The organism is Sphingobium sp. AP49, assembly GCF_000281715.2.
In the GTDB taxonomy this organism is placed as follows: domain Bacteria; phylum Pseudomonadota; class Alphaproteobacteria; order Sphingomonadales; family Sphingomonadaceae; genus Sphingobium.
Window position 1 is genome coordinate 1,929,130 of sequence record NZ_CP124576.1, and the last position, 12,384, is coordinate 1,941,513.

General features: G+C 64.4%; 13 protein-coding genes and 2 tRNA genes. 7 read left to right on the plus strand and 8 right to left on the minus strand.

Features of this window, described 5'->3' with window-relative positions; genetic code table 11:
• Positions 1–100 precede the first annotated feature (100 nt).
• The 4 genes from PMI04_RS09365 (at position 101) to PMI04_RS09380 (ending at position 6,488) form a co-directional block, all read left to right on the plus strand.
• Positions 101–1,282, plus strand: a complete 1,182-nt coding sequence (locus PMI04_RS09365; RefSeq protein WP_007704919.1) for an efflux RND transporter periplasmic adaptor subunit — start codon at positions 101–103, stop codon at positions 1,280–1,282.
• A gap of 3 nt (positions 1,283–1,285) precedes the next feature.
• A complete protein-coding gene (locus tag PMI04_RS09370; RefSeq protein ID WP_007704917.1) occupies positions 1,286–4,465 on the plus strand; it encodes an efflux RND transporter permease subunit in 3,180 nt (1,059 codons plus the stop codon).
• 5 nt (positions 4,466–4,470) lie between these two features.
• The gene (locus PMI04_RS09375; protein ID WP_157178060.1) at positions 4,471–5,880 is read left to right on the plus strand and encodes an efflux transporter outer membrane subunit; all 1,410 of its coding nucleotides are present in this window, start codon (positions 4,471–4,473) and stop codon (positions 5,878–5,880) included.
• Positions 5,881–5,975: 95 nt separating this feature from the next.
• Positions 5,976–6,488 carry a methylated-DNA--[protein]-cysteine S-methyltransferase gene (locus tag PMI04_RS09380; protein WP_007704913.1) on the plus strand — a complete coding sequence of 171 codons (513 nt, stop codon included), beginning with the start codon at positions 5,976–5,978 and terminating at the stop codon, positions 6,486–6,488.
• 45 nt (positions 6,489–6,533) lie between these two features.
• Here the strand turns inward: PMI04_RS09380 and PMI04_RS09385 are convergent, their stop codons facing one another.
• From PMI04_RS09385 to dapB, 5 genes are all read right to left on the minus strand, one after another.
• On the minus strand, positions 6,534–6,872 hold the full coding sequence (locus PMI04_RS09385) for a hypothetical protein (protein ID WP_007704910.1): 339 nt from the start codon (positions 6,870–6,872) through the stop codon (positions 6,534–6,536).
• Between the two features lie 77 nt (positions 6,873–6,949).
• Positions 6,950–7,026 (minus strand) — tRNA-Arg (locus PMI04_RS09390).
• Positions 7,027–7,101: 75 nt separating this feature from the next.
• Positions 7,102–7,497: a hypothetical protein gene (locus PMI04_RS09395; protein ID WP_007704908.1), complete on the minus strand. Its 396-nt coding sequence runs from the start codon at positions 7,495–7,497 to the stop codon at positions 7,102–7,104.
• A gap of 76 nt (positions 7,498–7,573) precedes the next feature.
• Positions 7,574–8,233, minus strand: coding sequence for an endonuclease III (nth, locus tag PMI04_RS09400; RefSeq protein ID WP_007704905.1), 660 nt, complete (start codon positions 8,231–8,233; stop codon positions 7,574–7,576).
• 4 nt (positions 8,234–8,237) lie between these two features.
• A complete protein-coding gene (dapB, locus tag PMI04_RS09405) occupies positions 8,238–9,002 on the minus strand; it encodes a 4-hydroxy-tetrahydrodipicolinate reductase (RefSeq protein ID WP_007704904.1) in 765 nt (254 codons plus the stop codon).
• 119 nt (positions 9,003–9,121) lie between these two features.
• Between dapB and PMI04_RS09410 the strand changes: the two genes are divergently transcribed.
• Together PMI04_RS09410 and PMI04_RS09415 are read left to right on the plus strand one after the other, a co-directional pair.
• Positions 9,122–9,466, plus strand: a complete 345-nt coding sequence (locus PMI04_RS09410) for a hypothetical protein (protein WP_007704902.1) — start codon at positions 9,122–9,124, stop codon at positions 9,464–9,466.
• On the plus strand, positions 9,463–10,164 hold the full coding sequence (locus tag PMI04_RS09415; RefSeq protein WP_007704901.1) for an NAD-dependent deacylase: 702 nt from the start codon (positions 9,463–9,465) through the stop codon (positions 10,162–10,164). Before PMI04_RS09410 ends, PMI04_RS09415 begins: the two co-directional genes overlap by 4 nt.
• Positions 10,165–10,225: 61 nt before the next feature.
• On the opposite strand, the gene PMI04_RS09420 is transcribed toward PMI04_RS09415, so the two are convergent.
• From PMI04_RS09420 to PMI04_RS09430, 3 genes are all read right to left on the minus strand, one after another.
• Complete coding sequence (locus PMI04_RS09420; RefSeq protein WP_037485186.1) at positions 10,226–11,254, minus strand: FecR domain-containing protein; 1,029 nt, start codon at positions 11,252–11,254, stop codon at positions 10,226–10,228.
• Entirely contained in the window at positions 11,172–11,777 is a 606-nt protein-coding gene (locus PMI04_RS09425) for a sigma-70 family RNA polymerase sigma factor (protein ID WP_007704896.1), read from the minus strand. The genes PMI04_RS09420 and PMI04_RS09425 overlap by 83 nt, the downstream gene beginning before the upstream one ends.
• 178 nt (positions 11,778–11,955) lie before the next feature.
• Positions 11,956–12,147, minus strand: coding sequence for a hypothetical protein (locus tag PMI04_RS09430; RefSeq protein ID WP_007704894.1), 192 nt, complete (start codon positions 12,145–12,147; stop codon positions 11,956–11,958).
• A 119-nt stretch (positions 12,148–12,266) separates the two neighbouring features.
• On the opposite strand from PMI04_RS09430, the gene PMI04_RS09435 reads away from it, so the two are divergent.
• Positions 12,267–12,351, plus strand: a tRNA-Leu gene (locus PMI04_RS09435).
• Positions 12,352–12,384: the final 33 nt, after the last annotated feature.

The window sequence follows — 12,384 nt, forward strand, 5'->3', positions numbered from 1 at the left end:
TGTTTTTCTCTTGAATTCCCTCTGACAGCTTCTTAGGTGCGCGGCAAGCGGAATGAACGTTCATTCCGGTCCAGCGATATTTATCGGAATGGGAAAGTCGATGCAAAAGGGGAACTTCATCGGATTGCTGGCTTGTGCCTCGGCCCTTGCGCTGAGTGCCTGCGGTCAGGAGGCGCCGCCCGCGCCGCCGCCGCCCAGCGTGGGCGTGGTGACGCTCAAGACCGAGACGGCGCCGTTGCTCAACGAGCTGCCGGGCCGTATTTCGGCTTTTGAAACGGCAGAAGTCCGGCCGCAGATCAGCGGCATCATCCGCCGCCGCCTGTTTACCGAAGGCGGCAATGTCCAGGCCGGGCAGGTGCTGTACGAGATTGACGATGCGCCCTATCGCGCGGCCCTGGCCCAGGCGCAGGGTTCGCTCGCCAATGCCCGGGCGGCGATCCGCTCGACCAGCCTGCAGGCCCAGCGCTACAAGGAACTGGTCGGCATCAACGCGGTGTCGAAGCAGGAATATGACGATGCCGATGCCGCCGCCCAGCAGGCGCGCGCCAATGTTGCAGCGCAGCAGGGTGCGGTGCAGGCGGCGCAGGTGAACCAGAATTTCACCCGCATCCGTGCCCCCATTTCCGGCCGCATCAGCCGGTCGCTGCTGACGCCGGGCGCGCTGGTCCAGGCAGGGCAGGCCGATGCGCTGACCACGATCCAGCGCACCGACCGCGTCTATGTCGACGTCACCCAGTCGGCGGCGCAGATCATCGACCTCAAGCAGGCGATGAAGGCCGGCGGCATCAGCGAGGCGCAGGGCGCCCGCATCCAGCTGATCCTGCCCAATGGCAGCGTCTATCCGGTCGAGGGCCGGCTGGCCTTTTCCGACGTGACCGTCGACCAGAGTTCGGGCGCGGTCACGCTGCGCGCGATCTTCCCGAACACCGACGGCCTGCTGCTGCCGGGCATGTATGTCCGTGCCAAGCTGATCGAGGGTGAGCGCACCCAGGCGATCCTGGCGCCGCAACAGGGCATTTCGCGCGATGCGCGGGGCCGGGCGACGGCGATGGTCGTGGGCAAGGACAACAAGGTGGAGGTGCGCCAGGTCACCGTCGACCGCGCGATCGGCGACAAGTGGATCGTCACCGGTGGGCTCAAGCCCGGCGACAAGCTGATCGTCGAGGGGCTGGTCAATCTGCGCCCAGGCACGGTGGTCAAGCCCGGCGCGCCGCAGCAGGTGACCGCGCCCGAAGGCGGCGCGCAACCCGGTGCGGCATCGAACGCAGGCGAGGCGCACTAAACCATGGCCCGCTATTTTATCGACAGGCCCATCTTCGCATGGGTCATCGCCATCGTCATCATGCTGGCGGGTCTGCTCGCGGTCCGGTCGCTGCCGGTCGCGCAGTTCCCGGAAATCGCCCCGCCAGCGGTGACGATCCAGACCACCTATCCCGGCGCCAACGCCCAGACGCTGGAAAGCACGACGACGCAGATCATCGAGCAGCAGCTCAAGGGTATCGACAATCTGCGTTATTTTGCGTCCACCAGCGATGGTTCGGGCAATCTGAGCATTACCCTGACCTTCGAGCAGGGTACCGATCCCGACATCGCCCAGGTGCAGGTGCAGAACAAGCTGTCGCAGGCGACCCCCCTGTTGCCGCAGGAAGTGCAGCAGCAGGGCCTGCGCGTCGGCAAGTCGACGTCCAGCTTCCTGCTGATCATGGCCGCCTATTCGGACGACGGTATCCATGACCAGGAGGACGCGGCGGACTTCATCGCGTCCAGCCTGCAGGACCCGCTGAGCCGCGTCACCGGCGTCGGCGACACCCAGTTGTTCGGCTCGCAATATGCGATGCGCATCTGGCTCGACCCCTATAAGATGGCCAATCTGGGCGTGACCACCGGCGACGTGAAGTCGGCGATCGTCGCGCAGAATGCCCAGGTGTCGGCCGGCCAGATCGGTGGTTCGCCCTCGCCCAAGGGGCAGGCGCTCAACGCCACCGTCACTGCCCAGTCGCGGCTGCGCACGCCGGAAGAATTCCGCAATATCCGCCTACGCAGCAATGCCGACGGTTCGGTCGTGCTGATGTCGGACGTTGCCAAGGTCGAACTGGGCGCGGAAACCTATGGCTTCGGTGTGAAGTTCAACGGTCATCCGGCCTCGGGATTCGGCATCAAGCTGGCGCCGGGCGCGAACGCGCTCGACACGGTGGAAGCGGTGAAGGCGCGCGTCGACCAGCTGTCGAAGAATTTCCCGAGCTGGGTCAAATATGACTTCCCGGTCGACAATTCGACCTTCGTCAAGCTGTCGGTCGAGCAGGTCATCCATACCCTGTTCGAGGCCGTGCTGCTGGTCTTCGTCGTCATGTTCCTGTTCCTGCAGAACTGGCGGGCGACCCTGATCCCCACGATCGCGGTGCCGGTGGTGCTGCTGGGCGCGCTGGCGATCCTGAGTGCGGCGGGCTTCACCATCAACACCTTGACCCTGTTCGGCATGGTGCTGGCGATCGGCCTGCTGGTCGACGACGCGATCGTCGTCGTCGAGAATGTCGAGCGTCTGATCCAGGACGAGGGCCTCAGCCCCAAGGAAGCGGCCAAGAAGTCGATGGACGAGATCAGCGGCGCGCTGATCGGCATCGGCCTGGTGCTGTCGGCGGTGTTCCTGCCGATGGCCTTCTTCGGCGGCTCGACCGGCGTCATCTTCCGGCAATTCTCGATCACCATCGTGTCGTCGATGATCCTGTCGGTGCTGGTTGCGTTGATCCTGACCCCGGCGCTGTGTGCCACGATCCTCAAGCCCGCCTCGCACGGGCATAGCTGGAACGGGCCGATCGGGTCGATACTTGGCCGCTTCTTCGACTGGTTCAACCGCACCTTCGACAAGGGCGTGGTCCGCTATGGCGCGGGCGTCGAGAAGGTTGAGCGCAGCTGGGTCCGGACCATGCTGGTCTATGGCCTGGTCGTCGTCGGCATGGCCTTCATCTTCCTGCGGTTGCCAAGCGGCTTCCTGCCGGACGAGGACCAGGGCATCATCATCAACCAGGTGTCGCTGCCCGCAGGCACGACGCTGGAAGAAACGGAGCGTGCGCTGGCGCGGATGCGCGACCATTATCTGGTCGACGAGAAGAAGAATGTCTCGGCCGTGTTCACGGTCGCCGGCTTCGGCTTCGTGGGCCAGGGTCAGAATGTCGGCATCGTCTTTGCCCGCATGAAGGACTGGCATGAGCGCAAGAGCGCGGACAGCCGCGTCCCTGCGATCGCCCTGCGCGCCAATATGGCATTCCAGAAGATTTCGTCGGGCATGGCCTTCGCCTTCGTGCCGCCGGCGGTGCAGGAACTGGGCAATGCGTCCGGGTTCGACTTCCAGCTTCTCGATCAGGCCAATCTTGGCCATGACAAGCTGCTGGCGGCGCGTAACCAGTTGCTCGGCATGGCGATGGGGGACAAGCGCCTGGCGCAGGTCCGTCCCAATGGCCTGGAAGATACGCCGCAATTGAAACTGAACGTCGATCAGGCGGCGGCCGGTGCGCTGGGCATCGCCCAGGCGGACGTCAACGACACGATCAGCACCAACCTGGGCGGCACCTATGTCAACGACTTCATCGACCGCGACCGCGTGAAGCGCGTGTTCGTCCAGGCCGATGCGCCGTTCCGGACCTCGCCGGACGCCATCAATGCCTTCCACGTTCGTGGCAGCACGGGCGTGATGGCACCGCTCTCGGCCTTTTCCACCACGGAATGGGTCCAGGGTCCGGCCCGTCTGGAGCGCTATAATGGCGTGCCGTCGATGAACATTCAGGGCGCCCCGGCACCTGGCGTGTCCAGCGGTACCGCGATGAAGGCGATGGAGGAATTTGCCGCCAAGCTGCCGGCCGGTATCGGCTTTGCCTGGAACGGCATTTCCTATGAGGAACAGACGTCCGGTGGTCAGGCGCCCTATGTCTATGCGCTCTCGATGCTGATCGTCTTCCTCTGCCTGGCGGCGCTCTATGAAAGCTGGTCGGTGCCGATCGCGGTCATGCTGGTCGTGCCCTTGGGCGTGCTCGGCGCGGTGATCGCGGCGACGCTGGCGGGGCTCAACAACGACATCTATCTGCAGGTGGGTCTGATCACGACCATCGGCGTGTCGGCGAAGAACGCGATCCTGATCGTGGAGTTTGCCGAAGAGAAGATGCGTGAAGGGCTGCCACCGGCCAAGGCGGCACTGGAAGCGGGCAAGCTGCGTCTGCGGCCGATCCTGATGACCAGCTTCGCCTTCATCTTCGGCGTGCTGCCGCTCGCCCTGTCCAAGGGCGCGGGCGCCGGCGGCCAGAATGCGATCGGCTGGGCCGTGGTCGGCGGCATGCTGTCCGCCACTGTCCTCGCCATCTTCTTCGTGCCGGTCTTCTTCACCGTGGTGAAGCGGTTGTTCCGCGAACATCATGAAGGGGAAGAACAGCGTAGCGCCGACGGCGAAACGCCGAACGCACCGCAGGAGGCATAAGAATGTTGCGTACTATCAAAGCAATGTCGGTCGCCTCGCTGGCGCTGACGCTGGCCGCCTGCGACATGGCGCCCAAATATGCCCGCCCCGAACTGCCGGTGCCGCAGGCCAGCCCCCAGGGGCCGGCCTATAGCGCGGACAGCGGCGCGGCGATCGTGCCGGCCGATACCGCCTGGCGCGATTTCTTCACCGACCCGCGCCTGGTCCGGGTGATCGAGACCAGCCTGGCCAATAATCGCGACCTGCGCATTGCTGTCGCCAATGTGGAGCAGGCACGGGCGCAATATAAGGTGCAGCGGGCCGATCTGTTGCCGACCGTCGGGGCCACCGGCACGGCGACCTATTCGGAACAGCCGCTGGTCCAGTTCGGCCAGAGCCAGCGCCTCAATACCGACGTCTATCAGGCGCAGGTCGGCATTTCGGCCTGGGAAATCGACCTGTTCGGCCGGGTGCGCAACCTGACCAAGGCGGCGCAGGAGCAATATTTCGCTTCGGTCGAAAACCGCAATGCGGCGCAGACCGCGCTGGTGGCGGAAGTGGCGACGGCCTGGGTGACCATGGCCGCCGATCAGGAAGCGCTGCGTATTGCCCGCGTGCTGGCCACCGCCTTCAAGGAGACGCTGGACCTCAACCAGGCGCGGTTCGACAAGGGGATCGCGTCCGAACTGGACGTGCGCGAAGCGCAGACCAGCTATGACCAGGCGCGCGCCGCGATCGCGGCCGCAACGACGCTGGTGGCGCAGGACCAGAATGCACTGAACCTGCTGGCGGGCACGACGCTGGGCAACGAAGATCTGCCATCTGCATTGCCCGATGGCCCGGTCACGCGGGAGGATCTGCCGGCTGACCTGCCGTCCAGCCTGCTGCTGCGCCGTCCCGACATCGCGTCGGCCGAGCATCAGCTGATCGCGGCCAATGCCAATATCGGCGCGGCACGGGCGGCCTTCTTCCCGCAGCTGTCGCTGACGGCGGCGTTCGGCACGATCAGCTCGGGCCTGTCCAACCTGTTCAAGTCGGGCAGCGATACCTGGTCGGTGGCGCCCAGCGCGACCCTGCCGATCTTCGACTTCGGCCGGAACAAGGGCAATCTGCGCTACGCCAAGGCGACCTATGACGCGATGCTCGCCACCTATGAGAAGAGCGTGCAGACCGGCTTCCGCGAAGTCGCCGATGCGCTGGCCCGGCGCGGCACGATGACGGAACAGGTCGAGGCGCAGACGTCGCAGCGTGACGCTGCGCGCAAGGCCTATGAGCTGTCACAGGCGCGCTTCCGCGCCGGCGTCGACGGCTTCCTGCCGACGTTGGTGTCGCAGCGCAGCCTGTCCACCGCCGAACAGGCGCTGGTGACGACACGGCTGGCGCGACTGACCAACATGGTGGAACTGTACCGCGCCATGGGCGGCGGCCTGAACTGAGGCTGGCCTGCCGCTTGCGGACTTTGACCGCAAGCGGCAGGAAGCAGGGGCGGGGATCATCGCCTATCTCCAGCGATGAAGCATGGAGAATGATGATGACGCTGGCCTGCATGAACATGGGCTCGCCCGTGGGCGAATTGACACTGGTTGCCGGTAGCCAAGGGCTGATGGCGATCCTGTGGCCTGATGATGATCCCGCCCGCGTTCGGTTGGACGATCGGATCGAAGCGCCGGACCATCCGGTCCTGCTGGAAACCGCAAAGCAGCTAGGCGAATATTTCGCCGGCACAAGGCGGCTTTTCTCCGTCCCGTTGCAATTCCAGGGCACCGATTTCCAGCGCCAGGTCTGGGCCGCGCTGCTCGCCATCCCGTTCGGCGAGACACGCAGCTATGCCGACATCGCCCGGGCCATCGGCCGGCCGACCGCCACACGCGCCGTCGGCGCCGCCAATGGCCGCAACCCGATATCGATCATTGCGCCGTGCCACCGGGTGGTGGGCAGCAATGGGGCGCTCACCGGCTTTGCCGGTGGCATCGAGACCAAGAAATTCCTGTTGGACCTCGAAGGCGCACGGGAACCGCAGTCGACGCAAGCGGTGCTGTTCTAGCCAGCCATGCGGCGCAGTTGGATGTGGGCGGCCTCGGCTCTCGCCCTAGCTCGCCGGATCATACATGAATTCGCGCAATTCCTGGGCACAGCGGCAGGCGTGGGCGATCTTGCTCGCCCATTGCACGGCATCGTCGCGTGAGGGGAGTTCCAATATGGTGAATCCGCCCTTGATGACGCTTCCCGGATAAATCTGGTCCGATACCGTTCCGTCGGCTGAGACCTGCACCGGCGCGACATGCTCATCGATCCCGCCGCCAAACACATAGACGCCGGCCACCTTGGCTTCCTCGATCACCGCATGGGCTGCTGCGGCGACGGCGGGAAAGTCCGCGTCGCTGACTTGCATCGCCTCGCTAGGGAAGGAGATGAGATATTTGGTCATGACGGCATGATGCGACGAAGCGCACAGCAGGGCAAGCCTGGCGACGGCCTGTCCATAACATCTCGTCTGTCGAAATTTGGTGCACCCAAGTGGATTCGAACCACTGGCCTTTGCCTTCGGAGGGCAACGCTCTATCCAGCTGAGCTATGGGTGCATGACGCTGGTCAGAAGGGGCGCTTAGCAAAGCGCTTCGGACCACGCCAGCCACAAAATGGCCTGTTCCCAAATCTTATTTCGGTGCCTTCACCATCGGCTGGAATTTACCCAGGCCACAGCTGGCGCCGCGTTGCAGGCCGGGGCCGCCGCTGGTCAGCACGGTGATGATGTCGACGGAACAGAGCTGCGAGACGCTGGTCCTGTAGGCGAAGCGCCGCTCGAAGCCCAGGCTGGGGCAGCTGTTGGGCAGGATGTTGCGGTAGATCTTCTTGCCGCTGACCTCGAAATCGATGGTGCGGTCGTCGCGGACGTTGCTGGATCGGATCTGGTTGATCGAGATGCAATCGACCGCTGCGCCGTCGGCGATATAGGGATCGGGCTTGCTGCTGGTCTTGGCGAGGGCCGGCGTCAGGCCGCAGGCAAGGGCCAGGCCGAGGATTATGAGGCGAGGGGCGGGGCGGACGGGCATCTTCTCTCTCCTTTGCAGAGATGACGATTCGCGGCGGCGAAATCAGTCCTCATCCTAGCATCGTCCGCGAATCGGATCAGGCGGCTTTTGCGACGCTGCCGGGTTCCGGCGTCTTGGGCTTGAAGCGGCACAGGTCCGAGACGATGCAGCGCCAGCATTCGGGCTTGCGCGCCTTGCAGACATAGCGGCCATGCAGGATCAGCCAATGATGCGCGTCGCGGCGGAACGGCTGGGGCACGCGCTTTTCCAGCTTGTCCTCGACCGCCAATACCGTCTTGCCCGGCGCCAGGCCGGTGCGGTTGCCGACGCGGAAGATATGGGTGTCGACCGCGAAGGTCTCCTGCCCGAACGCGGTGTTGAGCACGACATTGGCGGTCTTGCGGCCGACGCCGGGCAGGGTGGTCAGCGTGTCGCGATCCTGCGGCACTTCCCCGTCGAAATCGCGCACCAAAATCTCGGACAGGCCGATGACATTCTTCGCCTTGGTGTTGAACAGGCCGATCGTCTTGATATGGGCTTTAAGCCCTTCTTCGCCCAGGTCGACCATCTGTTGCGGTGTTTCGACTTCGCGGAACAGGGCGCGGGTCGCCTTGTTGACGCCGACGTCGGTAGCCTGGGCCGACAGGGTGACCGCGACCAACAATTGATAGGCATTGCCATATTCCAGCTCTGTCACCGGGGCGGGATTGGCCTCTGCCAGGCGGCTGAAAAAGTCGAAGATCTGCGCCTTGTTCATGGCATCAGAGCCCCAGCACGCCCTTCATGTCGTAGCGGCCGACCGGCTGACCCGCGAGCCAGCGGGCGCCCTTGATCGCGCCGCGCGCGAAGATGGTGCGGTTCTCGGCGCGGTGACCGAGTTCGATCCGCTCGCCCTCGGTCGCCAGGATCAGCTGATGGTCGCCCGCCACCGATCCGCCGCGCAGCGCGGCAAAGCCGATCGCGCCCTTCGCCCGCGCGCCGGTGATACCGTCGCGGCCACGCTCGCTATGGTCGGCAAGGTTGATGCCGCGCCCCTTCGCCGCCGCTTCGCCCAGCAGCAGCGCAGTGCCCGACGGTGCGTCCACCTTGTGGCGATGGTGCATTTCGACGATCTCGATATCCCAGTCGTCGCCCAGGCTGGCCGCCGCCTTCTCTACCAAGGCAGCGAGCAGGTTGACGCCCAGTGACGTATTGCCCGTCTGCAGCACGGGAATATGCGCGGCTGCCTGATCGATCAGCGCATGATGCTCGGCCTCCAGCCCCGTCGTGCCGATCAGGATCGGCTTGTTCGCAGCGATGCAGGCGTCGAGATTGGCGGCCAGCGCGGCAGGCACGGAAAAGTCGATCAGCACATCGCTGGCCTTGGCCAGAGCCTCCGGGTCGCTGGTGATCGCGATACCGGGCACCAGTTCGCCCTGCTGGCTGCGATCCGTCCCGCCGGCGATGTCATATCCGGCATCCACCGCCGCCTGCGCGATGGCGCGGCCCATGCGGCCCGCCGCTCCGAAAATCCCGATGCTGGTCATGTTCTGGCCTGTGTTCTTGAAAAAGGGTTCGTCTGGCCGATGCCAGACTCCTGCTGCCTTGTCATCCCTCGGTGACGGGCATGATTGACGGGCCGCTGGCCGGGACTAAAGCAGGGTGCATGGCTAAAGCGGATCGTCTCGAACGCATGGACAATCGTCGTGCGGAACTGGAAACCGAATATGGCGAGGTGCTGGTCGCGGCGCTGCGCGCCACGGCGGCCGGTAGCTGGGGGTTGTTCGATCATAACAAGGATCGGGCGGCGCGCGCACGCGTAGCACCGGTGATCGCGGCGCTGGAGGAACTGGCCGAGCAGATCGATGATCTGCGTGACCGGCTGGGCGTCGAACCCTTTGCCCTGCACCAGCAGTTTCTGGCGGCGCGGGGGCCGGTCGCATCCAGCGCCGTCGGCGAACCCAAGCAGGCCCAGGCCTGGCTGGACCAGCTGGGCGTCGCTGCGGGATGAAGCAGGATATTCGCAATATCGTTATTCTTACCGGTGCCGGTATTTCCGCAGAAAGCGGACTTGCAACCTTCCGTGGTCCCGAAGGATTGTGGGAGGGGCACCGGGTGGAGGATGTCTGCACGCCCGAGGCGCTGGCGCATAATCCTGCGCTGGTGCACCGCTTCTATGACGAGCGGCGGGCGCGGTTGGCGGATGTCGTGCCGAATGCGGCGCATGATGCGCTGGCTGCGCTGGACAGGGCCTGGACGGGCGAATTGCTGATCGTGACGCAGAATGTCGATGATCTGCACGAACGTGCGGGCGCGCGGCGCCTCATCCACATGCACGGTGAACTGAACTCGGCTTTGTGCGCGGCCTGCGGCAACGCCGTTGCCTGGTCCGTCGACCTTCCGCCCGAATCGCGATGTGATGCGTGTGGGCAGCCGCGCTTGCGTCCCGACATCGTGTTCTTCGGTGAAATGCCATATCAGATGGACCGGATCGATGTGGCGCTGCGGGCTGCGGACCTGTTCGTGTCCATCGGCACATCGGGCGCGGTCTATCCCGCCGCCGGCTTCGTTCAGACGGCGCGCCATGCCGGTGCGCGCACGCTGGAGCTTAATCTCGATCCGTCGGCGGGCAGCGATTATTTCGAGGAAAGCCGACTGGGGGCCGCCAGCCTGCTGGTCCCCGACATGGTCCGCACGCTGCTGGCATAACCGCCTTCAGGCGCAATCGACATGGAGGCGATAGCCTGCCCGAATAGGGATGCTCCTGCCTTTAGGCGCCGCCTGAACCATTGTCGGCGGCATCGGGCTCGTCGCGATAGAGCAGCATGACGGACCCATCCTCGCCATTCACTGCGCGGATGGGCAGGCTCATCTGCAACGCAGACAGGAATTCGCGGCTATCGGTGATGCGAAAACGACCACCGACGCGCAGCGAGGAAACGCGGGTGTCGCCGATCAGAATCGGCGCGCGGCGATAGCGGTTGAATTCGCTGGCCGCCTGTTCGATCGTTTCCCCGTCCAGTTCGACCATCTGGTCGCGCCAGGCGGTACGCTGGTCGATCAGCTTTGGCCCCAGTCGTGTGAGCGCGATGTTGCGCGGCTGGATCACGGCGCCGCTGCCGGCACTGACCTGCTGCTGGACATCGTTGCCCGAATGGACGGTCACGGTGCCCTGGGTAACGGTCAGTTCGACCACCGACGGTCGCATGCGAATATTGAATGCGGTGCCGACTGCGCGGATGATGGCGGAACGGACTTCGACATCGAATGGCCGGCCCTTGTCATGGGCGACGTCGAACGAGGCTTCGCCCTTGAGGATGCGGACCTTGCGGCCAATGTCCGTGAAGCGGACCTCGGCCTCGCTGTCGCTATTGAGGTGGAGCGTCGAACCGTCGATCAGGGCGATATCGCGAATTTCGCCGACGCCGGTTTCATAGCGGTCAATGCCGCTGAACGTGCGGACGGTCACGATCGCGGCAACGATGAAGAGGGCCACGGCCACTGCGGCGGCGATCATGATGTTGCGGGACAGGCGGCGCTGCTGTTCTTCGCTGACGATCGTCGCCAGCGGGGGCAGATTGACCTCGGCGGCGGCGCTCTTCAGCCTTTCCGCCGCGTCCCAGGCGGCTTCTGCGCGCGCGAACGCTACGGCGTGGCGCGGGTCCGCCTCGATCCACGCGCCGATCTCGTCTTCATCCTGGGCAGTGGGGGCGCTGTTAAGCCTGGCCAGCAGGCGCGCGGCCTCCAATTCGATCGCGTCCCTGTCCGCGCTGTTTGAATTTGGTCCCGACGCCTGCACGCTCGAAATCCGTTTCCTCACGTTCTGCCCAGGCCCGCATAACTATGCCGATCGCTTTGGCCAGATGTTTTTCAACTGTAGAAACGGACAGCGACATTTCCTCCGCTATTTCCAGCATCGATTTTTCGTGGATGCGGCGAAGAATGAAGACGCGACGGCATTGGGCTGGCAGTGATTCGACGATGGCCTCGACCTGGCGCAGCGCTTCACGGGCGTGCAACTGGGCCTCGATCGTGTTTTCGCCACCGAGCAGTTCGAGGTCGGCGATGGTTTCGAAGCTCACCACCTTGTTGCGGCGGGCCGTGTCGATCACCAGATTGCGGGCGATCGTGAACAGATAGGCTCTGCCCGTGGTCACATTTTCCCAGTTTTCCGTGGCATAGGCCCGGGCCAGGACTTCTGCGACCATGTCCTCCAGCTCATGCGTGGAGGGGAGTATCCGGCGCAGGCGGCCGCGCAATGCGGCTTCCTGTGGCAGAATGACTGTCTTGAACCATTCTAATTTGGCGCGAACCCTCTGCACGTCGACCCCCTTTTATGTCAGCGCGCCTCTCCGAATTTCTTTTCTTTGTCATATTTCAATCATGGATTCCGGGGGGTGTCCAGCGCGGGATTACGCATATTCCGTAATCCGCCATAAAAAGTTCCTCGCTGTTGCAAAAAAGTTTGGGAGTGGCTTTTTTTGTTGCGCGCCTAGGTAATTATCCCAGCTGGATTTCGTCCGGGGAGTCATCGGGCTGATCATAATCGGGACTCTGGGGAATGATTTCGGGCGGCTCCTGCCAGGGAGTCTCATCCGGAGTCGCGGGGGCCGGCGTTTCCGGCGGGGACTGGGGTTCGATCCGGTCGGGTGGCGGTACGCCGTCGGGTGCTGGATCGGGCTGGGTGGCCATGCTATGCTCTCCTTCAACATGAGGCTACGCACGGGTGGCGATGCGGGTTCCGGCCCTGCTGTCCATATCCCTTGCCCTCGCCCCCGCTTTTCTCTATGCCGCGCCGACCGGCGACCGATGCGGGCGTGGCGAAATTGGTAGACGCGCCAGATTTAGGTTCTGGTATCGCAAGATGTGGGGGTTCGAGTCCCTTCGCCCGCACCAGTTGCGCCAGGCCCTGGCCGATTGGGCGCCACC

Coding starts and splice junctions, on each gene's coding strand:
- PMI04_RS09430 (WP_007704894.1), bottom strand. CDS start 12,147: ATGGCCACCCAGCCCGATCCAGCACCCGACGGCGTACCGCCACCCGAC.
- PMI04_RS09380 (WP_007704913.1), top strand. CDS start 5,976: ATGACGCTGGCCTGCATGAACATGGGCTCGCCCGTGGGCGAATTGACA.
- dapB (WP_007704904.1), bottom strand. CDS start 9,002: ATGACCAGCATCGGGATTTTCGGAGCGGCGGGCCGCATGGGCCGCGCC.
- PMI04_RS09385 (WP_007704910.1), bottom strand. CDS start 6,872: ATGACCAAATATCTCATCTCCTTCCCTAGCGAGGCGATGCAAGTCAGC.
- nth (WP_007704905.1), bottom strand. CDS start 8,233: ATGAACAAGGCGCAGATCTTCGACTTTTTCAGCCGCCTGGCAGAGGCC.
- PMI04_RS09415 (WP_007704901.1), top strand. CDS start 9,463: ATGAAGCAGGATATTCGCAATATCGTTATTCTTACCGGTGCCGGTATT.
- PMI04_RS09370 (WP_007704917.1), top strand. CDS start 1,286: ATGGCCCGCTATTTTATCGACAGGCCCATCTTCGCATGGGTCATCGCC.
- PMI04_RS09365 (WP_007704919.1), top strand. CDS start 101: ATGCAAAAGGGGAACTTCATCGGATTGCTGGCTTGTGCCTCGGCCCTT.
- PMI04_RS09410 (WP_007704902.1), top strand. CDS start 9,122: ATGGCTAAAGCGGATCGTCTCGAACGCATGGACAATCGTCGTGCGGAA.
- PMI04_RS09395 (WP_007704908.1), bottom strand. CDS start 7,497: ATGCCCGTCCGCCCCGCCCCTCGCCTCATAATCCTCGGCCTGGCCCTT.